The 25046-nt window shown below is 74.0% G+C and carries 26 protein-coding genes; 10 read left to right on the forward strand and 16 right to left on the reverse strand.

The genetic code is table 11. The annotated features are described in order from the left end of the window. Position 1 precedes the first annotated feature (1 nt). Entirely contained in the window at positions 2-2443 is a 2442-nt protein-coding gene (locus EKG83_RS38910) for a transglutaminase TgpA family protein (protein WP_033435965.1), read from the forward strand. Positions 2444-3050: 607 nt separating this feature from the next. On the opposite strand, the gene EKG83_RS38915 is transcribed toward EKG83_RS38910, so the two are convergent. The 6 genes from EKG83_RS38915 to EKG83_RS38940 all read right to left on the reverse strand — a co-directional run bounded on the left by EKG83_RS38915 (position 3051) and on the right by EKG83_RS38940 (position 8940). After that, complete coding sequence (locus EKG83_RS38915; RefSeq protein WP_033435964.1) at positions 3051-3434, reverse strand: DUF3040 domain-containing protein; 384 nt, start codon at positions 3432-3434, stop codon at positions 3051-3053. A gap of 551 nt (positions 3435-3985) precedes the next feature. Further along, a complete protein-coding gene (locus EKG83_RS38920; RefSeq protein WP_153278715.1) occupies positions 3986-4948 on the reverse strand; it encodes a hypothetical protein in 963 nt (320 codons plus the stop codon). Positions 4949-5105: 157 nt separating this feature from the next. Further along, positions 5106-5387 (reverse strand): hypothetical protein, encoded by a 282-nt coding sequence (locus EKG83_RS38925; RefSeq protein WP_033435963.1) that lies wholly within the window; start codon positions 5385-5387, stop codon positions 5106-5108. A 95-nt stretch (positions 5388-5482) separates the two neighbouring features. Continuing rightward, positions 5483-6124, reverse strand: a complete 642-nt coding sequence (locus tag EKG83_RS38930) for a Crp/Fnr family transcriptional regulator (RefSeq protein ID WP_033435962.1) — start codon at positions 6122-6124, stop codon at positions 5483-5485. Positions 6125-6530: 406 nt separating this feature from the next. Beyond that, on the reverse strand, positions 6531-7805 hold the full coding sequence (locus tag EKG83_RS38935) for a DNA polymerase IV (protein ID WP_033432640.1): 1275 nt from the start codon (positions 7803-7805) through the stop codon (positions 6531-6533). 37 nt (positions 7806-7842) lie between these two features. Next, positions 7843-8940: an amidohydrolase family protein gene (locus tag EKG83_RS38940; protein ID WP_033432641.1), complete on the reverse strand. Its 1098-nt coding sequence runs from the start codon at positions 8938-8940 to the stop codon at positions 7843-7845. Between the two features lie 36 nt (positions 8941-8976). Here EKG83_RS38940 and EKG83_RS38945 point away from each other — a divergent pair, with 36 nt between their 5' ends. Then, entirely contained in the window at positions 8977-10308 is a 1332-nt protein-coding gene (locus tag EKG83_RS38945) for a glutamine synthetase family protein (RefSeq protein WP_033432642.1), read from the forward strand. 4 nt (positions 10309-10312) lie between these two features. Here the strand turns inward: EKG83_RS38945 and EKG83_RS38950 are convergent, their stop codons facing one another. From EKG83_RS38950 to EKG83_RS38960, 3 genes are all read right to left on the reverse strand, one after another. Beyond that, positions 10313-10906 (reverse strand): sigma-70 family RNA polymerase sigma factor, encoded by a 594-nt coding sequence (locus EKG83_RS38950; RefSeq protein ID WP_084716720.1) that lies wholly within the window; start codon positions 10904-10906, stop codon positions 10313-10315. Positions 10907-11137: 231 nt separating this feature from the next. Continuing rightward, positions 11138-11722: a sigma-70 family RNA polymerase sigma factor gene (locus EKG83_RS38955; protein ID WP_033432643.1), complete on the reverse strand. Its 585-nt coding sequence runs from the start codon at positions 11720-11722 to the stop codon at positions 11138-11140. A gap of 81 nt (positions 11723-11803) precedes the next feature. Beyond that, a complete protein-coding gene (locus EKG83_RS38960; RefSeq protein WP_033432644.1) occupies positions 11804-12526 on the reverse strand; it encodes a class I SAM-dependent methyltransferase in 723 nt (240 codons plus the stop codon). A 34-nt stretch (positions 12527-12560) separates the two neighbouring features. Between EKG83_RS38960 and EKG83_RS38965 the strand changes: the two genes are divergently transcribed. The 4 genes from EKG83_RS38965 to EKG83_RS38980 are packed head-to-tail and all read left to right on the forward strand — an operon-like array spanning position 12561 to position 15846. Next, positions 12561-13397 carry a ParA family protein gene (locus tag EKG83_RS38965; protein ID WP_051766296.1) on the forward strand — a complete coding sequence of 279 codons (837 nt, stop codon included), beginning with the start codon at positions 12561-12563 and terminating at the stop codon, positions 13395-13397. After that, entirely contained in the window at positions 13394-14026 is a 633-nt protein-coding gene (locus tag EKG83_RS38970) for a LysE family translocator (RefSeq protein ID WP_033432645.1), read from the forward strand. Before EKG83_RS38965 ends, EKG83_RS38970 begins: the two co-directional genes overlap by 4 nt. Continuing rightward, positions 14013-14810, forward strand: a complete 798-nt coding sequence (locus EKG83_RS38975) for a DNA-formamidopyrimidine glycosylase family protein (protein WP_033432646.1) — start codon at positions 14013-14015, stop codon at positions 14808-14810. Before EKG83_RS38970 ends, EKG83_RS38975 begins: the two co-directional genes overlap by 14 nt. Positions 14811-14820: 10 nt before the next feature. Further along, positions 14821-15846: a quinone-dependent dihydroorotate dehydrogenase gene (locus tag EKG83_RS38980; protein ID WP_033432647.1), complete on the forward strand. Its 1026-nt coding sequence runs from the start codon at positions 14821-14823 to the stop codon at positions 15844-15846. On the opposite strand, the gene EKG83_RS38985 is transcribed toward EKG83_RS38980, so the two are convergent. From EKG83_RS38985 to rimO, 7 genes are all read right to left on the reverse strand, one after another. Beyond that, on the reverse strand, positions 15843-17087 hold the full coding sequence (locus EKG83_RS38985) for a uracil-xanthine permease family protein (RefSeq protein ID WP_033432648.1): 1245 nt from the start codon (positions 17085-17087) through the stop codon (positions 15843-15845). The genes EKG83_RS38980 and EKG83_RS38985 overlap by 4 nt on opposite strands. Before the next feature lie 338 nt (positions 17088-17425). Then, a complete protein-coding gene (gene pspM, locus EKG83_RS38990) occupies positions 17426-18205 on the reverse strand; it encodes a phage shock envelope stress response protein PspM (RefSeq protein WP_033432649.1) in 780 nt (259 codons plus the stop codon). Between the two features lie 16 nt (positions 18206-18221). Continuing rightward, positions 18222-19097: a PspA/IM30 family protein gene (locus EKG83_RS38995; protein ID WP_033432650.1), complete on the reverse strand. Its 876-nt coding sequence runs from the start codon at positions 19095-19097 to the stop codon at positions 18222-18224. 272 nt (positions 19098-19369) lie between these two features. Beyond that, positions 19370-19816 carry a helix-turn-helix domain-containing protein gene (locus EKG83_RS39000; RefSeq protein WP_033432651.1) on the reverse strand — a complete coding sequence of 149 codons (447 nt, stop codon included), beginning with the start codon at positions 19814-19816 and terminating at the stop codon, positions 19370-19372. A 156-nt stretch (positions 19817-19972) separates the two neighbouring features. Next, positions 19973-20458 carry a CinA family protein gene (locus tag EKG83_RS39005; protein WP_228122376.1) on the reverse strand — a complete coding sequence of 162 codons (486 nt, stop codon included), beginning with the start codon at positions 20456-20458 and terminating at the stop codon, positions 19973-19975. After that, entirely contained in the window at positions 20455-21039 is a 585-nt protein-coding gene (pgsA, locus tag EKG83_RS39010; RefSeq protein ID WP_033432653.1) for a CDP-diacylglycerol--glycerol-3-phosphate 3-phosphatidyltransferase, read from the reverse strand. The genes EKG83_RS39005 and pgsA overlap by 4 nt, the downstream gene beginning before the upstream one ends. Beyond that, entirely contained in the window at positions 21036-22412 is a 1377-nt protein-coding gene (rimO, locus tag EKG83_RS39015; RefSeq protein ID WP_051766297.1) for a 30S ribosomal protein S12 methylthiotransferase RimO, read from the reverse strand. Before rimO ends, pgsA begins: the two co-directional genes overlap by 4 nt. A gap of 214 nt (positions 22413-22626) precedes the next feature. Here rimO and EKG83_RS39020 point away from each other — a divergent pair, with 214 nt between their 5' ends. From EKG83_RS39020 to EKG83_RS39035, 4 genes are all read left to right on the forward strand, one after another. Continuing rightward, positions 22627-23127 carry an amino-acid N-acetyltransferase gene (locus tag EKG83_RS39020; RefSeq protein WP_033432654.1) on the forward strand — a complete coding sequence of 167 codons (501 nt, stop codon included), beginning with the start codon at positions 22627-22629 and terminating at the stop codon, positions 23125-23127. 61 nt (positions 23128-23188) lie between these two features. Beyond that, positions 23189-24040, forward strand: coding sequence for a MerR family transcriptional regulator (locus tag EKG83_RS39025; RefSeq protein ID WP_033432655.1), 852 nt, complete (start codon positions 23189-23191; stop codon positions 24038-24040). A gap of 70 nt (positions 24041-24110) precedes the next feature. Continuing rightward, positions 24111-24368, forward strand: a complete 258-nt coding sequence (locus tag EKG83_RS39030; RefSeq protein ID WP_033432656.1) for a hypothetical protein — start codon at positions 24111-24113, stop codon at positions 24366-24368. A gap of 193 nt (positions 24369-24561) precedes the next feature. Further along, positions 24562-25038, forward strand: coding sequence for a phospholipase (locus EKG83_RS39035; RefSeq protein ID WP_033432657.1), 477 nt, complete (start codon positions 24562-24564; stop codon positions 25036-25038). Positions 25039-25046 lie beyond the last annotated feature (8 nt).

The following is a 25046-nucleotide window of genomic DNA, read 5'->3' on the forward strand; positions in this document are numbered from 1 at the left end:
GGTGACCGGCAGGACCGCGGTGCGACCGGGCGGCAACTGGGTGGTGAGCAGGACGCCCGCCGTCGCCGGCCTGGCGACCCTGTGCGCCGCGACCGCGCTGACGAGCGTGATCTCGGGCGTGCTGTGGCTGGTGTACCTGGCGGTGACGGTCGCCGTGGTCGGCGGGGCGGGCGTGCTGCTGCGCGCCACCCGCAGGCTGCCGGGGCCGCTGGTGGTGGCGGGCCAGGTGTTCGCGCTGCTGTGCCTGCTGGTGACGATCTTCACGCGCAGCGGCGTGCTGGTGTTCCTGCCGGGTGCGCAGTCGCTGTCCGACCTGTTCGGCGTGCTCGGGCGGGCGCTGGAGGAGGTGCAGACCGGTGTGCCGCCGGTGCCGGACAGCCCGGCGATGCGGTGCCTGGTGATGCTGGCCATCGGCGTGGTGGCGATCGTGGTGGACGGGCTGGCCGTCGGCGCGTCGGCGCCCGCGGCGTCCGGCCTGGTGCTGCTGTGCGTGTTCGCGGTGCCGGCGTCGCTGGCCGAGGAGATGCTGCCGGCGTGGACGTTCGTGTTCGGCGCGGCCGCGTTCGCGCTGCTGCTGGCCGTGGACGGGCAGCACCGGCACGAGGCGTGGCGGGGCAGGTTGCCGGGCGGCGGGCAGAACGGCTCCGGTCCGGCGGCGACCGCGGTGGGCGCGCTGGCCGTGGTGGTCGCGCTGGTGCTCGGCGGCAGCATGACGCTGGTCGGCACGGTCGGGCGGCTGCCCGGCACCGGTGACGAGATCGGCGGCGGTTCCGGCGCGCTGGGGCTGGACCCGATGACCGAGCTGCGCGGCATGCTGAACCAGGGTGCGACGCGGGAGATGTTCCGGGTGCGCGGGCTGCCCAGCTCGGCGTACCTGCGGGCGATGACGTTGCGCGAGTACGTGCCGAACGAGGGCTGGCAGCTCGGCGACAACCTGCCGGAGGGCGTGGCGGCGCTGGGCGCGCTGCCCGAGCAGCCGGGCGACCCCGGTGACGGCGAGGTGACCGAGGTCCAGGTCGAGCCGGTGAACTGGGTGGACAACTGGCTGCCGGTGTACGGCAGGCCGCGCGCGATCCAGGACGTGGACGAGAACTGGCGGTACGACCCCGGGCGCGGGATGGTCTACAGCGTCCGGGCGCGCAAGGCCGGGCAGTACCGGCTGGAGACGGTGCTGTCGACGCCGTCGGCGGACACGCTGCGCGGCGCGCGGGGCGACTACGACGTCGACCCGGTGTACCTGGAGGCGCCGGGCGTACCGCCGCGGGTGGCCGAGCTGGCGCGGTCGCTCGTGAACGGGTCCGGCAACCAGTTCGACCGGGCGACCGCGCTGTACCGGTACTTCACCGACGGCACGCAGGGCTTCAGCTACACCACGGAGACCGCGGAAGGCCAGGGCGTGGACGCGCTGGAGGACTTCCTGTTCAACGGCAAGCGCGGGTACTGCGAGCAGTACGCGTCGGCGATGGCGATCATGGCGCGGTCGGTCGGCATGCCCGCGCGGGTGGCGCTCGGCTTCACCGCCGGGTTCCCGACGGAGGACTTCCAGACGATCACCACGCAGGACGCGCACGCGTGGGTGGAGATCTACTTCCCCGGCTACGGCTGGATGACCTTCGACCCGACCCCGCTGTCGGACGGCCGGGGCGTGACCCCGCCGTACATCTCGGGCCTGGAGGCCGACGACGAGGAGGACGGCTCCAGCGCCACCGCGACCACGACGACCACCACCACGGCGGCGCCGGGTGCGTCGACGTCGGCGTCGGTGCTGCCGGACGCCCAGGCCGGCGACGGGACGGCGGACGGCGGGACGACGATCCCCGCGTGGCACCTGGTGCTGCTGGGGGTGGTGGCGGTGCTCGCGGCGCTGCTGACGTGGTTGGCGCTGGTGGGCGGCCGGGCCGGGTGGCTGATGCGCCTGCCCTGGCTGCGGCCCGCCGTGGCGGCCGCGGCGGTGGTGGCGTGGGCGGTGGTGCTGGCGCTGCTGGTGGCGCTGCTGTGGTGGCCCGCGGCGATCGCGCTGCTGGTGCTGCTGGCCGCGGCGGCGCCCGCCGGGCTGCGCGAGTGGCGGCGGCGGGTGCGGTTGCGGGCGGTGGCCGGGTTGGGGCCGGACGCCGCGGGGGCGGCCTGGCAGGAGCTGGTGGCCGAGTCGGTGGACCGCGGGACGCGGGTGCCGGGCACGGAGACCGTTCGGGTGGCCGCTCGGCGGTTGGTCAAGGCGCACAACCTGGACGAGCAGGGGCGGGACGGGTTGCGCGCGGTGGTCGGTGCGGTGGAGCGGGCCTGGTACAGCGCTCGGGCGGAGGCGGACCCTGCTCTGCCCCGGGCTGTGGCGGACGTGCGGGCCAGTTTGAGCCGGAACGCGCCGTTGGCCTTGCGGGCGAAGGTGTTGCCGCGGTCGGTGCTGCAGCCCCGGGCTCCGGGGGAGAACGACACCAACGAGTGATTTTGGGAAGTGGGTCGGCCCCCGGTGCCCTGGTGGGTGGCGGGGGCCGGTTCAGTTTCGGGTGGTGCTGCGGGGCGCGGGAGCCTGGTCGCGGGGACGGCTGACGGGCGGCAGCTCACGAACGGCAGCTCACGGACGGCGGCTCACGGACGGCCGGTGGTGGCTGGCCGGTGATGGCTGGCGGCTCGCGGGAGGTGGGTCGCCGCTGCCCGGTGGCGGCTGGCAAGTGGCAGCTCACGCGGGCGGCGGGCGGCGGCCGGCCACTGGCAGGCGGCGGCTCTCGGGAGGCAGGCAGTGCCTAGCCGGTGGCGGGCGGCGGCTCACGGGCGGCGGGCGGCCAGTGGCAGGTAGCGGCTCTCGGGAGGCAGGCAACGGCTAGCAGATGGCGGGAGGCGGCTCTCGGACGACCGGGCGGCGGGCGGCCAGTGGCAGGCGGCGGCTCCCAGGAGGCGGGCAGCGGCCAGCCGGTGGCGGGAGGCGGCTCACGGGTGGTGGCGGCTCGCGGGTCACCGGAGTGGCCGGCAGGCGGCGCACAACACCGCACGGCCCGCCCCGTGGTGCTCGGGGGCGGGCCGTGTGCGTTGTTCTGATCGGGCTGTTACGCGGACTACTCGTCCTCGAAACGGCGACGGAAACGTTCTTCCATCTTCTGTGAGAACGAGCTGCGGCTGTGCCGGCTCCCCTCCTCGCTGGGCTCCTCGGCACCCTGGTCACCACGACGCAGCGTCGTCACGGTGAGCAGCACGCCGAAGAACATCAACAGGAAGCCGACGACGCTCACCACCGGGATACCAGCGAGCTTCGGCAACATCACACCTGTCACCAGCAACGCCACACCCACGGCGAACAACGCGATGCCCTGGATGCGACGACGACGGGACGGTTTGCGCAACTTGGCGCCGCGCACGGTGGATGCGAACTTCGGGTCCTCGGCGTAGAGCGCGCGCTCGATCTGGTCGAGCAGTCGCTGCTCGTGCTCGGAGAGTGGCATGGCTCCTCCTCCGGCACAGCGGTCGCGGGCGCCGGGTAATCACGGTTGCCGCCGGTCCCGGCGGACGCCCCGCCCGGGGGGCGTCACAACCAGGATACGATTTGGGAGGCTCGCCGACTACCCAGTCCGTGCCCCTAAGCGGTTCGTTAGGTCACCATCATCCTCACGGGTCAACGGTCAGACCTTCGTGAGGTCGTACATCCCTCCTCCTCGTGCCACCCGCCAGATCAACTGTCAAGAGGCCGTGAGGGGCCTCGGTGGTGCTCCGGGCGCCCGGCATCCCGTGTTCCCGAGCCGTTCACCTGCGGGTTCGGGATCACGTACGGTCCGGCCCGGTGCGGCGGGACGGGGGGCGCGTCGGTGCTGCCGCCGGGTCGGGGCGGTCGCCGGGCCGGCTGGGGCCGCCGCTAACTCCGCTCGGTTGTCGACTCCTCCCGATCGCTAAATTCGCCCGATAGCTGAACCGGTCCCGGGCTGCCGGCTCGGTCCGGTCGTGGAACCGGCCCCGGAGGTCGGTTCAACGCGGTCGTGGAACCGGCGCCGGAGCCGGCTCAATCCGGTCGCCAACCCGCAACCGCCGCCAATGCGAGGCCGCCGACGCGGGTGGGGCGCGCTCGGGCTGTCGCAAGCCTGAGCCCGCCGCCGGCTCGGTCCCGCTGCCGGTCCAGGGCCGTTGTCAGGGCGGGGTCGCTGACGGTTCGGTCCCGCCGCCAACCCAGGGCCGCTGTCGGGGCGGGGTCGCTGACGGCTCGGTCCCGCCGCCAACCCAGGGCCGTTGTCGAGGCGGGGCCGCTGCCGGTTCGGTCCCGCCGCCAACCCAGGACCGCTGTCGGAGTGGGATCGCTTCCGGCTCGGTCCCGCTGCCGGGTGGGGGTGGTCATCGGGGTGGCTGAACCGGTTGAGCCGGGCGGCTTGACCACACCGGTTGAGCCGGGCGGCCTGGCCAGTTCGGCCAGGGCCTGCCTGGCCGGCTCCGGGCCCCTGGACAGCAGCAGCCTCAGTTCGGCGACCCTCGCACCGCCCCGGTGGACGGCCTCCGCCAGGACCGCCCGGATCTCGTCCGGGCGGTCCAGCAACCTGACCGCGTCGGCGGCCGCCCGGGCCGGGGGTGCCACCGGGAAGCCCCCGCGCAGTTCCGGTACGGGCGGGTACCGGGTTCGGGTCACTCGTACGCGTGATGTCGACTCGACCTGCCGGTCGGCCAGGACGTGGACCGGGCCGGTGGCGGTGAGGACGCGCATCCCGTGCAGTTGGAGCGCGTCCCGGCCCGTCAGCACGGCTCCGGCTCCCGCGTAGCGCAGTGCCGCCTGCACGAGTTGCGCCCTTGTCGGTGGTGCGCTGGACAGGAGGAGCACGCCGGGCAGCAGGGGTCGCCACAGTCCGCGAGGGCGGCAGCGGGTGATCAGGTCTTCGCTGGTCAGGCCCAGGGCGAGCAGGTCGGAGGTGGTGGTCACCCGGTGTGGGAGGAGGGTGGCCAGGGCGGTCAGGTCGATGGTGGCGCGGTCGGTGTTCATGTCTTCACGATCGACCTTCCGAGGGCTTTGGTCGACCGTCGGATCGGGATCTGTGGACAACTCGGAAAAGGCCCCCTGCGGACCCCGGTCGGGATCCACAGGGGGCCGGTCCGCGGTGGGCACCCCTCGCTGTCCACCGCCGTCCTTCAGCGCCCCGTCACCGTGCCGCGTGCGCTACTGGCGGACTGGGCTCTTCCCGGCGCCGGCGCTCCACCTCCCGTGAGCGGTGGGCGGAGCGCACGTCGTGCCACGCGTCGTACATCGCGATCACGCCTCCCGCCAGCACCAGGGCCACGGCGGCGGCCAGCGGGCCGCGGGCGTCCGTCTCGACGAGCACCACGACCGCCGCCCACAGCTGGACCGCGGTGAAGACCAGCGTGCAGGCGAGGCGTTCGGCGAACCGTCGGCGGGACTTGGCGGGTTCCTCGTTCTGGTTCATCTTTCCCCCTCTGAGCAGGTCCGACAGCTCATTTGTAGGGGGTTCGCCGCCGGAGTTCTGCGTCAGATGACGCACAACGGGAATTCGGGCGGGAATCAGTTGGTGAAGTCGTAGAGCCGGCTCACGTGGTGTATCTCGATCTTCCGCCGGCCGGTGCTGATGATGCCCTCCTCGCGCAGCGAGCGCAGCACCCTGACCAGCGACTCGCGGGACGTCCCGGCGATCCCGGCCAGCTCCTCCTGGCTCAGCGCGATCGCGCCCTGGTCGGCGATGCCGCGCCGCAGCGCCACGTCGATCAGGACGGCGGCCACCCGCTGGGTCGCGGTGCCGCTGATCTGCACCCGCTGCCGGTCGGTGTCGCGCTGACGGGACACCACCACGGTCAGCACCGCCCACGCGATGCGCGGGTAGCGCTGGCACAGGGTGGCGAACGACGGCGCCGACAGGACCAGCGCCCGCACCCCGCCCAGGGCCCGGACGGTCGCCGAGCGCGGTCGGCCGTCCACGGCGGAGCGCTCGCCCACGATGTCACCGGCGCCGCGGACCGCCAGCACCTTCTCGTGCCCGCCCGCGGTCGTGGCGGTCACGCGGAGCAGGCCGCGGCGGATCACCAGCACGTGGCGGGTGACCTCGCCCTCCAGGCACACCACGGCGCCGGGCGGGTAGTCGCGTTCCGCGCCCGTGTCGACGAGCACCTCGTGCTCGGCGGGCGTGAGGAGGCCCCAGAACCGGTCCACGCGACCAGCGTGCCCAAAGATCGTCGGCGGCGGGGTGAACCGGCCCCCCAACCACCCGAACGGCCCGGTCAGTGGCGTCCCCGAGGTGCGCCGGAGGGTGACTGCCCGGTGACGGAGGACAGGAGGACAGAGGGCGGAGGGCGGAGGGCGGAGGGCGGAGGTTGGCTGCGGGCCGGCGGGGGCGGCCGGCGGGGGCGGGGGTCGACTGGCGGGGTCGGGGGTCGACTGGCGGGGGCGGGGGGCGACTGGCGGGGTCGGGGGGCGACTGGCGGGGTCGGCCGCGGGCTGCCAGGTGTCGGGGTCGGCCGGCGGAGGGCGGCTGTGAAGGCTGGTCACCGTCGGCATCGGCCCCGCTGGACGGGCACCGGGTCGCCGGACGCGCCAGGCCGAAAAAACGCTCCCCCGCTCACTCCGGCCGCGGCGCCCGCTCCCCCGACCTCGCCGGCCCACCGGTCAGCAACGACGCCGGCCGCACCGCCGCACGACCGAACCGCGACCTCGCCTGGTCCGCCGCCTGCTCCGCCTCACGCCACCCGCGCTCGGGCGCGTCGAACATCAACTGCTCACCCCCGTCCCCCTCGACCAGCTGCTCGATCCGCACCCCGATCAACCGCACCGCCCCCGCCGGCACCTGCTCCGCCAGCAGCGCCGCCGCGGTCTGGTACACCTCCTGCGTCACGTCCGTGGCCACCCGCAGCGTCTTCGACCGGGTGATCGTGGTGAAGTCCGCGAACCTCACCTTGATCGACACCGTCCGCCCGCGCAGCCCCCGCGCCCGCAGGCTCGCCGCCGACCGCTCCGACAACCTCAGCAGCTCGCGCTTGAGCAGCTCCCGGTCGAAGTGGTCCACCTCGAACGTCTCCTCGGCGCCGATCGACTTCTCCCTGGTCGACGGCACCACCGGCCGGTCGTCGTGGCCCTGCGCGAGCGCGTGCAGGTGCTCGGCCAGCGCCACCCCGAGCACCCGGCGCAGCCTGGGCAGCGGCGTGGCGGCCACGTCGGCCACCGTCTCCAGGCCGACCCGCGCCAACTGCTCGGCCGTCCGCTTGCCCACCCCCCACAGCGCCGACACCGGCAGCGGGTGCAGGAACGTCAGCACCTCCGACCTCGGCACCACCATCAGCCCGTCCGGCTTGCACATCCCGGACGCCAGCTTGGCCAGGAACTTCGTCGGCGCCACCCCGACCGAGCAGGTGATCCCGAACGCGGCCTCCACCTGCTCGCGCACCGACCGCGCCACCCCCGCCGGGGTCAGCCGCAGCCTGCGCAGGGCGCCGGAGACGTCCAGGAACGCCTCGTCCAGGCTCAGCGGCTCGACCAGCGGGGTGATGTCGCGGAAGATCGCCATCACCCCGCGCGAGACCTCCTGGTACCGGGTGAAGTTCGGGGGCACGAACACCGCGTGCGGCGCGAGCCTGCGCGCGTGCGCGGTGGGCATGGCCGAGCGCACGCCGAACTCGCGCGCCAGGTAGTTGGCCGACGCCACCACGCCCCGGTGCGCCGTGCCGCCCACGACCACCGGCCGGTCCACCAGCTCCGGCCGGTCGCGGATCTCGACCGAGGCGTAGAAGGCGTCCATGTCCACGTGCAGCATCGGGCAGCCGGTGTCGTCCGGCCACCGGTCGCCGCGCGCCAGGAAGCGGTCGACGAGACCGCGTGGCAGGTCCGCACTGCGGCCCACGACCCACCCCCCACAAGCAGAACACCTGTTCGAAACACTACTCCAGTTGGTAGACGCGGTGCGCGTTCTCCCACCCGATCAGGTGAGCGATCCGCTCCGCGTCCGCCTCGCCGAACGCATCCTCCCCCATCCCACCGACGAGGAACTCCGACAGCGCCCGGCGGAAGAACAGCGCCCCGAGGTAGTACAGCTCCGCCAGCGCGTAGGCGTCGGTGGAGAACAGGAACTTCCCGAACGGCACGACCTCCAGCGCCTCGGCCAGCACCCGCCCCGCCTGGTGCGCCACCGCGTGCGTGGCCAGCCCCACGTCCGCGAACACGTGCGGGAACACCTGCGCGAGGTACCCGGCGTGCCGGTGGTACGGGTAGTTGTGCAGCAGCAGGACCGGCACGCCCAGCGGCGCGGTCGCCCGCAGCAGGTCGGTCAGCAGCAGCGGGTCGCACCGGTGCAGCGCCAGGTCCGCGTCGCCGTAGCCGACGTGGAACTGGACCGGCAGCCCCCGCTCCAGCGCCTCCCAGACCAGGAACCGCGACACCACCTCGTCGGCGCACCGCGGCGACCCGCCGCCCAGCCACCGGTCCACCGCCGCCACCACCGACGCGTCCGAGGGCCGCCCGGGCGCCAGGTCCAGCCCCACCCGGTAGGCCGCGATCGACTTGGCCGCGACCGCGGTGGTCGACGCCAGCGCCTCGCGCACGCGCGCCGGGAACCCCGCGGCACCCCCGGGCGCCACCTCCTCGGCCAGCCCCTCCAACCGCAGCACGCCCAGCTCGCGAGCCCCCACGTGCGCCGACGGCGCGGTCAGCCCCTCCGGCCACAACCCGCCGTCCACCAGGAACACCTCGATCCCGGCCGCCGCCAGGAACACCCGGTTGACCTCGGCCGCGCCCAGCGACCGCCGCCGCGCCACGTACTCGTCCGCCGGCGCCATCGGGTCCAGGTCCAGCAGGGGCGCGCACCGCCGCCGCACGGCCAGCCCCAGCGAGGAGTCGAACAGCGAGGTGCCCAGCGGCGACACCGCCGACGCCTCGGTCAGCGCCGCCTCGAAGCCCTCCCGGTCCAGGTCGGTGCCCAGCACGCCGTGGCAGTGGTGGTCCACCAGGCGCGACGACGCCACGAACGGCAGCGGTTCCACTTGTTGGATGGTAGAGACCTGGTGTAACCACGCACGGTGGACACAGCCGAGCGGGAGCACCGGCGGGCGCGGGCCGCGGAGCTCGTGGACGACCTGCTGGAGCGGGACGTGGTCGCGGTCGCGGTGACGTGGGTCGACCACAGCGGCATCACCAGGGTGAAGTCCGTGCCGGTCGCGGGCCTGCCGCGGGCCGCGGCGGACGGGCTGGGCGCGTCACCGGTGTTCGACGCCTTCCTCCTCGACGACACGATCGTCGCGGGCAGGCACGCGGGCGGCCCGGTCGGCGACCTGCGCCTGCACCCGGACCTGGACCGGCTCACCGTGCTGGCGGCCCAGCCGGGCTGGGCGTGGGCGCCCGCCGACCGGTACGACCGGGATGGCGCGCCGCACCCGCAGGACGAGCGGGGCCTGGCCCGCGCGGTCGCCGACCGCCTGGCCGTGCACGGCTACGAGGTGCGGGCGGGCTTCGAGGTGGAGTGGGTGGTCGGCGCGGGCGGCACGGACGAGTTCCGGCCCGCCACCACCGGCCCCGCCTACGGCCACGCCCGCCAGGTCGAGCTGTCGGACTACACCGCCGACCTGATGTCCGCGCTGGCCGACCAGGACGTGGAGGTGCTGCAGTTCCACCCCGAGTACGCGCCGGGGCAGTTCGAGCTGTCCACCGCGCCGGAGGACCCGGTGCACGCGGCGGACACGTCGGTGCTGGTGCGCGAGACGGTCCGGGCCATCACCGCGCGCCACGGGATGCGCGCCTCGTTCTCCCCGAAGGTCACCGCGGAGGGCGTGGGCAACGGCGGCCACCTGCACCTGAGCCTGTGGCGGGACGGCCGGAACCTGTTCGGCGGCGGCGACGGCTGGTTCGGCATGACCGACGAGGCGGAGTGGTTCTCGGGTGGCGTGCTCGCCCGGCTGCCCGCGCTGTGCGCGATCGGCGCGCCGTCGGTGGCGGGCTACCTGCGGCTGGTGCCGCGGCACTGGGCGGCGCCGTACGCGGTGTGGGGCCTGGAGAACCGGGAGGCGGCGTTGCGCCTGGTCGCGGGCCGCGACCTGGAGGTGCGGTGCTTCGACCTGACGGCGAACCCGTACCTGGCGGTGGCCGCGACCATGGCGGCGGGCCTGGCCGGGCTGGTGGACCGGGTGCGGCTGCCCGAGCCGGTGGGCGTGGACCCGGCCGACCTGCCGGACGGGGTGCGGCTGCCCGCGAGCCTGGAGGAGGCGGTGGCGGCGTTCGAGGCGGACGAGGTGCTGGCCGAGGCGTTCGGCGCGGAGTTCGCCGCGACGATCGCGGACGTGCGGCGCGGCGAGATCGCCCGGTTCGCCGGCTGCTCGCCGGAGGAGGTCGCCGCGCTGACCCGCTGGCGTCACTGAGGCACTACTCGCCCAGCGCCTTCCGCAGCCGTTGCAGCGCCCGGTGCTGGGCCACTCGCACGGCGCCGGGGGTCGAGCCCACCACGTCCGCGGTCTCCTCCGCCGACATGCCCATGACCACGCGCAGCACCAGGATCTCGCGCTGCCGCTCGGGCAGCACGCCCAGCAGGCGCCCCATCCGGTCGGACAGCTCGCCGTGCAGCGCCCGCTGCTCCGGTCCCGGCGCGGTGCCCGCGCTGTCGGGCAGCTCCGGCACGGCGTCCGCGCGGTCCCGCGCCGCGGCCCGGTGCACGTCGGCCACCTTGTGCGCGGCGATGCCGTAGACGAACGCCAGGAACGGCCGCCCCTGGTCCCGGTAGGCCGGCAGCGCCTTGAGCACCGCCAGGCACACCTCCTGCGCCACGTCGTCGGCCGACGACCGCGACCGCTCGCCGCGGCCCACGCGGGCCCGGCAGTACCTCACGACCAGCGGCCGGATCAGCGCCAGCAGCGCCTCCACGGCCCTCCGGTCCCCCCGCACGGCCGGCTCGACCAGCGAGTCCGGCCCCCCTTCGGCACGCACCGCGTAGACCGGGACGTCCTCGCAGCTCACGGACATCACCGCCCTCCCCGAGCGGACGGGCGCCCGCCCGCCAACCCCCGGCGTAAGACCGGCACCAACCACCACTGCCATCGCGTGCTCCTCGGCGTCCGCGCGCTGGACCACCCCTTGGGCCACATGCGAGAGCGACGTCGGCACCGCGCGAGGATGACGCAACTCACCGGAAGTTGCTCCGAATGGTGACGTTTGGAACTCTAACGGACTAACGAGCGTCCCCCAATGAACACGCTACGTGACCGCCATCCAGGCTGATCGTTCCACCTCACGGCGCAGCCGCGTCAGCGCGCGGTGCTGCGCGACCCGGACCGCGCCGGGCGAGGCGGCCACCGCGTCGGCGGTCTGCTCGGCCGAGAGCCCCACCACGACCCGCAGCAGCAGGATCTCCTGCTGCTTGTCCGGCAGCACGCGCAGCAGCTCGCCGAGCTTGCGCGACAGCTCGCCGTGCAGGACGCGGCGCTCCGGGTCGGCCGACTCGTCGGGCGCGTCGGGGATCTCGGGCACGGGCTCGGCCCGGTTTCGCCGGTCCGCGCGGTGCGCGTCGGCCACCTTGTGCGCGGCGATGCCGTAGACGAACGCCAGGAACGGCCGGCCGTGGTCGCGGTAGGTCGGCAGGGCGGTCAGCACCGCCAGGCACACCTCCTGCGCCACGTCATCGGCGGAGGAGGACGAGCGCTCCTGGCGGCCCACGCGGGCCCGGCAGTAGCGCACCACGAGCGGCCGGACGGTGGCCAGCAGCTCCGCCACGGCGGCCCGGTCGCCGCCGACGGCCGCGCGCACGCGGGCCTCCAGCTCGTCGGCACCCGGGCCGGTCATGCCCGGGCTCCGGGTAAGGGCGGGTCTCCCACGGCGGTGGTCCTCTGCGGTCGGCGGCGGATGCCTACCGTTCTACCGCACTCAGGCCGACTTGCGCGCCAGCACGTGCAGCCGCGCCGCCACGTCGCGCAGCGGCGACCGCGTCGCGGCGACCAGCTCCAGCTCGGCCAGCGCGTCGGCCGCGCCCGGGTTGGCGTCCAGCACCGAGCCCGGCACCAGGTCGGACACCACGCCGTGGCCCTGCACCAGCTCGACCTTCAGGCCCGCGGCGGGCACCAGCGCCTCCAGCGCGGCCACGTCGAACCGGCGCAGCAGCGGGTCCCTGGTGCCGGCGAGCCGACCGGCCTCGTCGTCCAGCAGCCGCCGCGCCTCCACCAGCCGGCCGGCGATGGCCCGGTGCAGCACGGCCGCGAACCTGTTCGCCACCAGCACCGACACCGCGCCGCCCGGTGCCGCGGCCGCCGCCAGCGCGCCCAGGGCGGCGGTGACGTCGTCCACGACCTCCAGCAGCCCGTGCCCGAGCACCAGGTCGGCCGCGCCGTCCTGGTCGAGCACGTCGGTGTCGCCCTGCACGGCGGTCACCCGGTCCAGCACGCCCGCCTCGGCCGCCCGGCGGTGCAGCGTGGCCAGCGCGTCCGGGCTGGGGTCGACCACGGTCACCGCGCACCCGGCCACGGCCAGCGGCACGGCCCACACGCCGCTGCCGCCGCCGACGTCGAGCACCCTGGGCGGTTCCCCGCCCCGGCGGTCCCGCGCGGCGGCGAGCTCCGTGTCGAGCACCCTGTGTACGGCGTCCGGTCGCATGGCCCCAGAGCGTAAGGGTCGTAGGCTGCACGTTGTGCATACGGTGGCGGTGCTCAGCCTCAAGGGTGGCGTGGGCAAGACGACGGTCGCGTTGGGTCTCGCGTCGGCCGCGCTGCGGCGCGGGGTCCGGACACTGGTCATCGACCTGGACCCGCAGTGCAACGCCACCTCGACCCTGGAGCCCGAGGAGACCGGGGCCAGCATCTACGACGTGCTGCGGGAACCCACCGAGGAGAACCTGCGCAACGCCATCGCGCCCAGCGGGTGGGGCGAGGGCGTGGACGTGCTGGCCGGCTCGGAGGACGCGGAGTCGCTGAACCACCCCGACCCGGGCGAGACCCGCCTGGGCCGGCTGCGCGAGGCGCTGGCGCTGCTGCGCGGCGACGAGGAGCCCTACCAGCTCGTGCTGCTGGACTGCCCGCCGTCGCTGGGCCAGCTGACCCGGTCGGCGCTGGTCGCGGCCGACCGCGCGCTGCTGGTGACCGAGCCCACCATGTTCGCGGTGGCGGGCGTGCAGCGGGCGTTCGAGGCGGTGCAGGCCGAGCGCGAGCACAACTCGGCGCTCCAGCCGCTGGGCGTGGTGGTCAACCGGGTCCGGCCGCGGTCGCACGAGCACCAGTTCCGCATCGACGAGCTGCGCGACATCTTCGGCCCGCTGGTGATGCCGGTCGCGCTGCCCGACCGGCTGGCCGTGCAGCAGGCCCAGGGCGCGTGCATGCCCATCCACGAGTGGGGTACCCCCGGCGCGCGCGAGGTGGCGCTGGCGTTCAACCTGCTGCTGGCCCGCGTCCTGCGGGTGAGCCGCAGCCGCAGGCGGCCCTCGCACCAGGACTTCGACGACGAGGAGATCCAGGAGGCCGTGGAGGCGTGAGCACGACGTCCCTGCTCGCGTTCACCGCGACCGCGCTCCTGCTGGTCGTCACGCCCGGCCTCGACACGATGGTGTTGTTGCGCACCGTGCTCGGCGGCGGTCGCCGGGCCGGGCTGTTCGGCGGCTTCGGCACCACGCTGGGCTGCCTGGTCTGGGGCTGCGCGGGCATCGCCGGGCTGACCGCGCTGCTGGTGGCCTCGCGCCTGGCCTACGACGCGGTGCGCTGGGCGGGCGCGGCCTACCTGCTGTGGCTGGGCGTCTCGGCGCTGCGCGCCTCCTGGCGCGGGCGGTCGGCCGCACCGGTCGACGTGCCGGTGGTCACGCCCGCGGCCGCGCTGCGGATCGGCTTCACCACGAACCTGCTCAACCCCAAGATCGGCGTGTTCTACCTGAGCCTGCTCCCCCAGTTCCTGCCCGCCGACCACTCGTCGGCCGCCTGGGGCGCGGCGCTGGTCGGCATCCACGTCGCGCTGGGCCAGCTGTGGCAGCTGGTCGTGGTGTGGCTGGCCGCGCGGGCCGCGGTGGTGCTCGGCTCGCCCCGCGTGCGGGCGTGGACCGAGCGGCTGACCGCGTCCGTGCTGATCGGGTTCGGCCTGAAGGTCGCCTGGGACAGCGGTGCCCGAGGGTGACACGGTCTTCCTGGCCGGCCACCGCCTGGACGAGGCGCTGGCCGGTCGGACGCTGCTGCGCGGGCAGCTGCGCCACCCCCGGCTGGCCACCGCCGACCTCAAGGGCCGCGACGTGCTCGGCGTGCGGTCGGTCGGCAAGCACCTGTTCACCCGGTTCTCCGGCGACCTGAGCCTGCACAGCCACCTCCGGATGGACGGCGCGTGGCACCTCTACCGGCCCGGCGAGCGCTGGCGGCGCCCCGGCCACCAGGTGCGGGCGGTGCTGGAGGTGCCCGACCGGGTCGCGGTGGGGTTCTCGCTGCACGACCTGGAGCTGCTGCCCACCGACCAGGAGTCCCGGCTGGTCGGCCACCTCGGGCCCGACCTGCTGGCCGCGGACTGGGACGACGGGCACGAGGCCGAGGCGGTGCGCAGGCTCGCCGCCGACCCCGACCGCGAGCTGGGCCTGGCGCTGCTCGACCAGCGCGTGATGGCGGGTGTGGGCAACCTCTACAAGGCCGAGGTGTGCTTCCTGCTGCGCGTCTCGCCGTGGAGCCCGGTGGCCGCGGTGGACCCGGCCGAGGCGGTGCGGCTGTCGCGGAAGCTGCTGCTGGCCAACGCCTGGCGCCCGGAGCAGAGCACCACCGGCGAGCTGGCCCGGGGGCGGCAGCACTGGGTGTTCGAGCGGACCGGCCGGCCGTGCTTCCGGTGCGGGGCGCGGGTGCGGGCCGGCGGGCAGGGCGCGGGGGTGCTGGAGCGGCCCGCGTACTGGTGCCCGCGCTGCCAACCAGGACCGATCGCTTAGGGTAGTCGCCGTGGTCTACAAGAGCGTGGTGCGCAGGGCGTTGTTCCGGATGCACGGCGGTGACGCGGAGCGGGTCCACGAGACCACCCTCGGCGCGCTGGCGGCGGTGAGCCCGGCGGCGAAGCTCGTGCGGCGCGCACCCGCGCCGGGGCGCACGGTGTTCGGCGTGCGGTTCCCCAACCCGGTCGGCCTGGCCGCCGGGCTGGACAAGAACGGCCGGGCGCTGCCCGCGTGGGGCGCGCTCGGGTTCGGGTTCGTCGAGGTCGGCACGGTCACCCGGCACCCGCAGCCGGGCAACCCGAAGCCGCGGCTGTTCCGGCTGCGCGCCAGCGAGGCGATCATCAACCGGATGGGCTTCAACAACGACGGGGCCCAGGCGCTGGCCGACCGGCTGGCCCGCCTCGGGCCGCTGTCCGTGCCGCTGGGCATCAGCCTCGGCAAGTCCAAGGTCACGCCGGTGGAGGAGGCCGTCGAGGACTACCAGGTCTCGCTGCGCGCGCTCTACCGGTTCGGCGACTACTTCGCGGTCAACATCAGCTCGCCCAACACGCCGGGGCTGCGCAGCCTCCAGGACCGGGGCGCGCTGACCGAGCTGCTGGGCGGGCTCAACGCCACGGCGCGCGAGCTGGCCGGCGGCGCGGCGCCCAAGCCGATCCTGGTCAAGATCGCCCCCGACCTGACCGACGAGGCCATCGGCGAGCTGCTGGAGGTGTGCGCGGAGCACGGCGTCAGCGGGCTGATCGCGACCAACACCACGCTGTCGCGCGACGGGCTGGCCTACGCCGACCAGGGGCTGGCGGGCGAGGCGGGCGGGTTGAGCGGCCGGCCGCTGGCCGCGCGGGCGCGCGAGGTGGTGCGGTTCGTCAGCAGGCAGACCGACGGCGCGCTGCCGATCATCGGCGTGGGCGGCATCGCGAGCGCCGACGACGCCAAGCGGATGCTGGACGCCGGCGCGAGCCTGCTCCAGGTCTACACCGGGTTCATCTACGAGGGGCCGGGGCTGGTGCGGCGGATCAACCGGTCGTTGCGCGGCTAGGCGCCGCGGGCGGCGCGCAGCCAGCGCAGCACCGGGTGCAGGATCACCACCAGCAGCGGGCCCCACACCAGGCCGCCCAGCTCCATGTCCCCGACCTCCAGGGTCAGGTCGCCCACGCCCGCGACCAGGGCCGCGCCGCCGACCAGGGCGTTGGCGGGGTTGGTCAGGTCGACCCGGTTCTCCGTCCACACGCGCACGCCGACCAGGCTGATCAGGCCGAACAGCACCAGGGTCGCGCCGCCGACCACGCCCGCGGGCACGGTGCCGAACACCGCGGTGACCTTCGGTGAGAAGGACAGCAGCGCGGCGGCCACCCCGGTCACCGCGAACGCGGCGGTGGAGTAGACCTTCGTCACGCCCATCACGCCGATGTTCTCGGAGTAGGTGGTGGTGCCGGAGCCGCCGCCGAGGCCGCCCAGCGTGGTGGACAGGCCGTTGGCGATGATCGAGTCGCCCACGCTGCCGTCCAGGTTGCGGCCGGTCAGCGCGGCGACCGCCTTGACGTGGCCGACGTTCTCCGCGACCAGCACGAGCACCACCGGCAGCACCAGCAGGGTGACCGACGGGCGCAGCTGCGGCGAGTGGAACTCGGGCAGGCCGAACCAGTCCGCCCGCGCGACCGCGGCCGTGTCGACCAGGCCGGTGGAGAAGCCGAGCAGCCACCCGCCGACCACGCCGGCGAGCACGGAGAACCGGAACGTCGTGCCGCGGCCGAGCACCCCGCACAGCAGGATGATCGCCATGGTGACCACGGCGGGCAGCGGTTGCTCGGCGAAGGGCTCGGTGGCCCGCCCGGACAGGTTGAGCCCGATGATGATCACCACGGCGCCGGTGACGACCGGCGGCATCACCGACTCCAGCATCCGCACGCCCAGCGCCTTGACCGCCACGCCGATGATCAGCACCAGCAGGCCGGCCGCGAGCACGCCGCCGAGCTGGGCGGCGATACCCTCGTCGCGGGCGGCCCACAGCGGTGCGATGAACGCGAACGACGGGCCGAGGTAGCTGGGCACCCGGTTGCGGGTGATGACCAGGAACAGCAGGGTGCCCACGCCGGAGACCAGCAGGGTGGTGCTGACCGGGAGGCCCGTGGTGGCGGGGACGTAGATCGTGGCACCGGCCATCGCGACGAGGTGCTGGGCGCCGAAGCCGATGGTGAGCGGCCAGCTCAGTCGCTCCTGCGGGGCGATGGCGTCACCGTCTGCGGTGCGGCCATCGCCGTGCACGGTCCACAACGCCACGCAACGACCTCCCCGGCGACCAGGCCGAACCACGCTGTTCGACAAGGGATACTGCCACGCCACGTAGTGGCTCGGGCTATGTAACAGTCTGATAATCACACGATCGCAGCAGCGTACGCCACTGATCTGATCATGTCAGCCCAGGTCGGCTACGTAACGTGAGGTAACGGGGGTTCGTGCAGATGGCCTCGCGGCGACCCGCGCGGAGCTTCGGGTGACCGCAGGGTGGTGGCACAGCGCGACCGCCCACGGGCTCAGCGCGACAACCCGCGAGCACAGCGCGACCGCCCACAGGCACAGCGCGACAACCCACAGGCACAGCGCGACAGCTCACGGGCTCAGCGCGACAGCTCGCGCAACCCGGCCGCGAGACCCGCGAGGTGGTCGGTCGCCTCGCCCAGCACCTCGCGGGGGTTGGCCGCGGTGCTCTCGGCCAGCACCCGCCCCGCCGCGGCGACCAGGCCGCAGTACCCCTCCACGCCCTCGTCCAGCTGGGCCCGCAGCCTCCGCACGCCCTCCACCAGCGGCGCGCGGTCCAGCGGCGGCGCCGTGTCGCGGGCCCGCTCCACGGCCTGGAGCTGCAACGACACCGCGCGGATCGCGGCGGCCGCTTCCGCGCCGGTCGCGCGGGCCTGCTCGACCGAGTCCGACGGCACGGAGGTCAGCGCCGCCGAGTCGAGCTGGCGCAGCAGCTCCCGCAGGGTGTCCTCGGCCTCTTCGAGCCGTTCCATCGGCTGCCGCGCGGCCGAGGCCCGGGCGGGCAGCGGCGACCGCGCCGGGGCGGCCGCGAGCTGCTGCCTGGCCTGGTTGACCTGCCGCATCCGCACGCCGGTGCGCACGGCCAGCACCGAGGTGCCGGCGAGCCCGAGGGCCGCGCCGACCCCGACGCCCGGGGCCACCGCACCCACCAGCGCCAGCGTGCCGACCGCGGCGAGCAGGGCCAGCACGATCAGCCAGAAGGTGAGCGCGCGGCTCGACCGGCGGTAGCGCCGGTCGAGCTTCGCGCGCGGGTCGTTCCACGCGGCGACCCGCCGCCGCACCTGGTCCGCGAGCTGCCCCTGGAGCTGACCGCCGACGAACTGGACGATCTCACCGGCCGCCTTCCGCCGGGGATCCATCGCGGACACCATCCTCTCAGCCCTGGTTGGTCTGGGGGTTCTGCTGCTGGGCGGGTGCCTGCTGGACCTGCTGCGTCGGCTGGGCCTGGGCCTGCTGCACGCGCTGCTGGATCTCCTGCTGGATGCTCGCGGAGGCCGACCGGCCGCTGGTGACCTCGCCCGCGACCTTGCCGCCGGACAGGGACGCCCGGATCTGCTCCAGCCGCGCCGAGCCCGCCATCTGCGTGGTCGACTGCTGGACCTCCAGCATCCGGCCCTGCACCGAGTTCTGCGCCAGCTCCGCGGAGCCGAGGGCGGTGGTGTACCGCTTCTCGATCTTGTCGCGGACCTCCTCCAGCGACGGCGTGTTGCCGGGGGCGGCCAGCTCGGTCATCTGGCGCAGCGAGTGGGAGACCTGCTCCTGCATCTTCGCCTGCTCCAGCTGGCTGAGCAGCTTGGTGCGCTCGGCGAGCTTGCCCTGGAGCACCATCGCGTTGCGCTCGACGGCCTGCTTGGCCTGGCCGGCGGCCTGCAACGCCTGGTCGTGCAGGGTCTTGAGGTCCTCGATGCTCTGCTCGGCGGTCACCAGCTGGGTGGCGAACGACTGCGCGGCGTTCTCGAACTCGGTCGCCCGCTGCTCCTCGCCCTTGGCGCGGGCCTCGTCGGCCAGCACGAGGGCCTGGCGCGCCGACGCCTGCAGCTTCTCCACCTCACCGAGCTGGCGGTTGAGCTTCATCTCCAGCTGGCGCTGGTTGCCGATCACCGCCGCGGCCTGCTGCGACAGCGCCTGGTGCTGGCGCTGGGCCTCCTCGATGGCCTGCTGGATCTGCACCTTCGGGTCGGCGTGCTCGTCGATCTTCGACGAAAAAGCCGCCATGAAGTACTTCCACGCCTTCGCGAAAGGGTTGGCCATCTCCTACGCCTGCCTTCTCCGCACGTCCTTGGCTCGCGCTCGTGATTGGCAACGACCCGGTGCTGTTGTTGGTTCCATCGTTCCAGTTGTCCCGCGCGGCTTCCACCGACCCCGGGAGATCTCCGGGATTCCCCTGAGGTACCCCGGACCCACCCCGGGCCTTCCGGCGCCGCCGTGCCCGTGTGACGCGCGGACCGGGCGCGGGGTTGCCACCCAACGCCGAGAGCCGAGCCGGGTGATCCCGGCTCGGCTCGTCGCAGGTCCTCGATGTGCTACGCCGCCACCACGGCGCCGCGCGGCTTGGCGATCGACGTGGACAGCCGGTGCGAGAGCACGGGCTGCAGCCGCAGGTCGGACAGGTCGTTGCCGATCACGGCGGGCACGATCGCGCCGCCCTCCAGGCCGTCCAGACCCGCGCCGTCCAGCCCCGCCGCGGCGGGCGCCGGGCGCTCGGTCAGCTCGGCCGGGCTCGTGACGGGCTGCTGAACCGCGCCGATGTCCGAGGCCACCAGGTGCAGCAGCTCGGACAGGGGCAGGTCCAGCGCCTCGCAGATCGCGGCCAGCAGTTCGCTGGACGCCTCTTTGCGGCCACGCTCCACCTCGGACAGGTACCCCAGGCTGACGCGGGCGGTCCTGGAGACCTCGCGCAGCGTGCGGCGCTGGGTGGTGCGGGCATGGCGGAGCCGATCACCGATCGCCTCGCGTAGCAGCACGGTCATCGCGCGCCTCCTTCCGGCCGGCCGTGCCACCACGTTACCGACCCGCCCCGTCGACGGGCAGTGAGTTCTGTGCACGTCCGCCAAGGGCGAACGAGTGAACCGACGGGTAAGTTCCCGGGTTGTCCGCGTTGTGTGACGGAAAACTCGCTGGTCAGTTCACCTGATCGAGATCTTGAGGTGCTCACCGAGCAGATCAAGGGCCGCCGCGGCGGAGGCTGCGCGCACTTCGTGACGACCACCACCCAGAGTGAACGTTTGCACGGTCGAAACGGATCTACCGGACAAACCGACGTGGACCGTGCCGGGTGGCACCCCGTCCTGCGGGTCGGGCCCGGCCACGCCGGTGAGGCCGAGGCCCCAGGTCGCGCCGCACCGGGTGCGGGCGCCCTCGGCGAGCTGCCGTGCCACTTCCGGGTGAACCGCGCCGTGCTCGGCGAGCAGGTCCGCGTCCACGCCCGCGAGCGCGTGCTTGAGGTCCGTGGCGTAGACCACCAGGCCGCCGCGCACGACGGCGCTGGCGCCGGGCACGTCGGTCAGCGCGACCGCGACCAGGCCGGCGGTCAGCGACTCGGCGGTGGCCACGGTCTCGCCGCGCTCGCGCAGGGCCGCGACCACGTCCCGGGCGTCCACACCACCGCTCACGCCCCGGCCACCGCCCGCTTGCCGCGCGCCCGCAGCCTGACCGCGCGGATGACGTAGTCCACGCCCGTCACCACCGTCAGCACCACGGCCGCACCCATGGTGACCTGCGCCAACGGCTCCAGGTAGGCGGGCAGCGGCAGCAGGTAGAGCCCGATGGCCACGATCTGCACCAGCGTCTTGGCCTTGCCGCCCCGGCTGGCCGGGATCACCCCGTGGCGGATCACCCAGAAGCGCAGCAGCGTCACGCCCAGCTCGCGCACCGCGATGACCACCGTCACCCACCAGGGCAGCTCGCCGAGCAGGCTCAGGCCCACCAGCGCGGCACCGGTGAGCGCCTTGTCCGCGATCGGGTCGGCGATCTTGCCGAAGTCGGTGATCAGCCCGAGCTTGCGGGCCAGGTTGCCGTCGACGTGGTCGGTCACCGAGGCGACCGCGAACACGCCGAACGCGCCCAGCCGCCACCAGAACTGCCTGCCGTCCTCGGCGAACAGCAGGTAGAGGAACACCGGCACGAGCACCAGCCGGGACATCGTCAGCACGTTGGCGATGTTCAGCACCGGCACGCGCGCGGGTTCGGTCACCTGGCGAGCACCTCGACGGCGGAGACCACCAGGTCCACGCCCTCGGCCGCGTCGACGCGGCAGCGCACCAGGTCCCCGACGCGCAGCCCGTCGGCGTTGGTGATCACGCACTCGCCGTCGACCTCGGGCGCCTGGTGCGCGGCGCGGCCGACGCAGTCGTTCTCGTCGTCCTCCTCGGTCTCGACCAGGACGACGACCTCCTCGCCCACGCGCTCCTCGGCGCGCTGCGCGGTCAGCTCCTCGACCAGGTTGGAGATCCGCGCGACGCGCTCGGCGACGGTGTCGGCGTCCAGCTTGCCGGGCAGGCCCTCGGCCTCGGTGCCGTCCTCGTCGGAGTAGCCGAACACGCCCACCGCGTCCAGCCGGGCCTCGGTGAGGAACCGCTCCAGCTCGGCCACGTCCTCCTCGGTCTCGCCGGGGAAGCCGACGATGACGTTGCTCCGGATGCCCGCGCGCGGCGCCAGCGACCGGATCTGCGCGATCAGGGCCAGGAACGACTCGGTCGAGCCGAACCGGCGCATCCGCCGCAGCACCGGCTCGCTGGAGTGCTGGAAGGACATGTCGAAGTAGTCGGCCACGCCCTCGGTGGTCGCGATGGCCCGGACCAGCGTCGGCTTGGTCTCCGCGGGCTGGAGGTAGGACACCCGCACGCGGTCGATGCCGGGCACGGCGGCCAGCCTGGGCAGCAGCTGCTCCAGGCCGCCCAGCTCGCGCGGCAGGTCCTTGGCGTAGGAGGTGGAGTTCTCCGAGACCAGGAACACCTCGCGGACGCCCTGCTCGGCCAGCCACATCGCCTCGGCGACCACCTCGTCGGGGTGGCGGGAGACGAAGGCGCCGCGGAAGGAGGGGATCGCGCAGAACGAGCAGCGCCGGTCGCAGCCCGAGGCGATCTTCAGCGGGGCGACGGGCGTGTCCTCCAGGCGGGTCCGCAGCACGCGCGGCCCCCAGCCGTGGCCCGGGACCTGCACCTCCTCGGCGGCCTTGGGCCGCTGCACGGGCGTGAGCGGGAGCAGGGTGCGCCGGTCGACGGGCTTGTGGGACTCCACGGCCCGGCCCGCCAGCACGTCGTCCAGCCGCTCGGCGAGGGTGCCGTAGTGGTCGAACCCGAGCACGGCGTGCGCCTCGGGCAGGCTGTCGGCCAGCTCGGTGCCGTAGCGCTCGGCCATGCACCCGACCGCGACCACCTTGGCGCCGCTGTCGGCGGCGGCCAGCAGGGTGTCCACGGAGTCCTTCTTGGCCGACTCCACGAAGCCGCACGTGTTCACCACGACCACGTCGGCGTCGTCGTCGACCAGCTCCCAGCCGTCGGCGGTCAGCCGGCCGGCCAGCTCCTCGGAGTCGACCTCGTTGCGGGCGCACCCGAGGGTCAGCATGGCGACGCGCTTGGACGTGGTGGGGGAAGACACGGTGCTCAGGGTAACCGGCGCCGCCGCGGACCAGCGCCGGCCGGTCGGCGGGTGCCCGGGGACGGCGAAACGAGGCGGTAAGAAATCAGGCATATGCGCCCGAAGGATCGTTAGGGCACACCCACGTGCCGTAAGGGCCTCTGACCGCTCGCCCGCCGACGCCGCGGGTTACTTTTGCACCGTGACCGACCGGATCAACGTCCGTCGCGCCCGCACCGGTGACGTGCGCGCGATGAAAAGCCTCATCGACCAGTACGCCGGCAAGGTGCTGCTCGCGAAACCGCTGGTGACGCTGTTCGAGGACATCCAGGAGTTCTGGGTGGCGGAGGAGGACGGGCAGGTCCTCGGCTGCGGTGCCCTTCATGTCCTCTGGGAGGACCTGGCCGAGATCCGGACGGTCGCGGTCGAGCCGGCGCAGAGCGGGCGCGGGATCGGTCACCGGATCGTCGGCAAGCTGATCGAGACGGCGCGCGAACTCCAGTTGGAACGCCTGTTCGTGTTGACCTTCGAGACCGCCTTCTTCAACCGGCACGGTTTCGTGGAGATCGACGGCACGCCCGTCTCCCCCGAGGTCTACGAGGAGATCATGCGGTCGGCCGACGAAGGGGTGGCGGAGTTCCTGGACCTCTCCTACGTCAAGCCCAACACCCTGGGCAACTCGCGGATGCTGCTGCACCTCTGACCATTCGAGCTTGAACTAGAATAGTGTTGACTCGACGATACCGGCGGGCCAGGCTGGGCCCGTGGAGCAGTTGACGGTCGACGAGCTGGCGGTCCGCGTGGGCCTGCCCGGCAGCACCATCCGCATGTACCAGACCAAGGGCGTGCTGCACCCGCCGCGCCGCCAGGGCCGCGTCGCCCACTACGACGCCTCCCACGTCGAACGCCTCACCCTGGTCGGGCGCCTCCAGTCCCGCGGCTTCTCGCTGCCCGCCATCGCCGAGCTGGTGAAGGCCCGCGAGAGGGGCGCGAGCGTGGCGTCCGTGCTGGGCGTCGGCGAGGCCGAGGGGCCCGACGACTGGGTGCGGATCAGGGTGCGCGACATCCGGCGGCTGGTCCCGCTCGGCGACGTGCGGCCGAGCCTGGTGGCCAGGGCCTCGCAGCTCGGGCTGATCCGCTGGCGCCGGGGCTGGCCGCACGCCCGCCGGTGGGCGCTGGAGGCGGGCAACCGGCTCGCCGCGCTGATGGTGCCCAGCGACGACGTGCTCGACAGCTTCACCGACCTGCGGCGCGCCACCGACGCCATCGCGGCCAACTTCGTGGACGTGTTCGAGCGCCGGCTGTGGCCGCAGCTCGCGGACAACGCCGACCAGGAGGACCAGCTCGACCGGGTGCGGGCCCTGCTGGTCGAGCTGACCTACACCGCCGAGACGGCCGTGGTCGGCACGCTGCGCGAGTCGATCCGCGACGCGGCCGAGGAGTTCGCCCGCCGCCACGGGCTGGTGCCCGGGGACGACTTCCGGCCCGCCTGGTTCGAGGAGCCGGTGCCGATCGCCGAGCGGCTGGTGGAGGGGCCCGGCGACGACGAGGTGCCCGACGAGCCCGCGATCCGGCGGTTCCTCGACCGGGACGACCACGACGAGCCGGGCCGGTGAGGGGGTTGCGGCCCGCGCCGGCCGTGACCGCCGGCGTGGTCGTGCACCGCGTCCTCACCAGGCGGCCGTCGTGATCGCGCTGGTGGGCGCGCTGGTCGGGTTGCGCGCGGGCTACCGCTACGACCGCTCGATCAACCGCCACCCGATGCGCTCGGGCGTCAAGCGGCTGGTGTTCTGGCTGCTGCTGCTCCTCGTCGAGTGCCTGACCGTGCCGTCCGCGTTCGCCTCGGCGGGACCGCTGATCGGGCCGCTGGTGTTCGGGTACGTGCTGGCGGTCGGGCTGATCGGCCCGTGGGTGGCGGAGTACTACCGCAGGCGGTCGGCGTGACCGCACCTCCTCCGCGCTGCCCGGGCCGTCGACGACTTCCGGGCCGCCGGGTCCGCGGGGCGGCCCGGCCGCGACCACCGCGTGCGGGCGCGGGTTCACCCGTCTTCGCCGCGGCGTGAGCCGTTCGGGGCTGTCACCGGTCGGGCGCACGGGGTAGTAACCCCTCAAGCCCGTACCACGAGGGGAAACGACCGTGAGAACCCTGCGCGACGCCCTGGCCGGCGTGCTCGCCTCGCTCGCCCTGCTGGCCGGTTCCGGTGTCGGCCACGCGACCGTCGACGCACCGGCCGTGACCGACGAGTACCTGTTCCGCACGGCGCTGGCGGAGTTCACCGCCATCCGGGCCCAGGCGCCGTACGCCGACCAGCTCGACTGGTCGTCCGACGGCTGCTCCTGGTCGCCGGACAACCCGTTCGGCTTCAAGTTCCTCCCGGCCTGCCACCGGCACGACTTCGGGTACCGGAACTACAAGCGGCAGGGGCGGTTCGACGAGTCGACCCGGCTGGCGATCGACAACAACTTCAAGGCGGACCTGTACTTCCAGTGCGCCGGGAACTGGGCGTGCAACCGGACCGCGGACCTGTACTACGCGGCCGTGCGCGAGTTCGGGGCCAGCGCGACGCAGGCGCAGGTGGAGCAGGTGCTCGACCGCATGGCTCGCGGGGTCTGAACGCATGA

Source organism: Saccharothrix syringae (assembly GCF_009498035.1).
Taxonomy (GTDB): Bacteria; Actinomycetota; Actinomycetes; order Mycobacteriales; family Pseudonocardiaceae; genus Actinosynnema; species Actinosynnema syringae.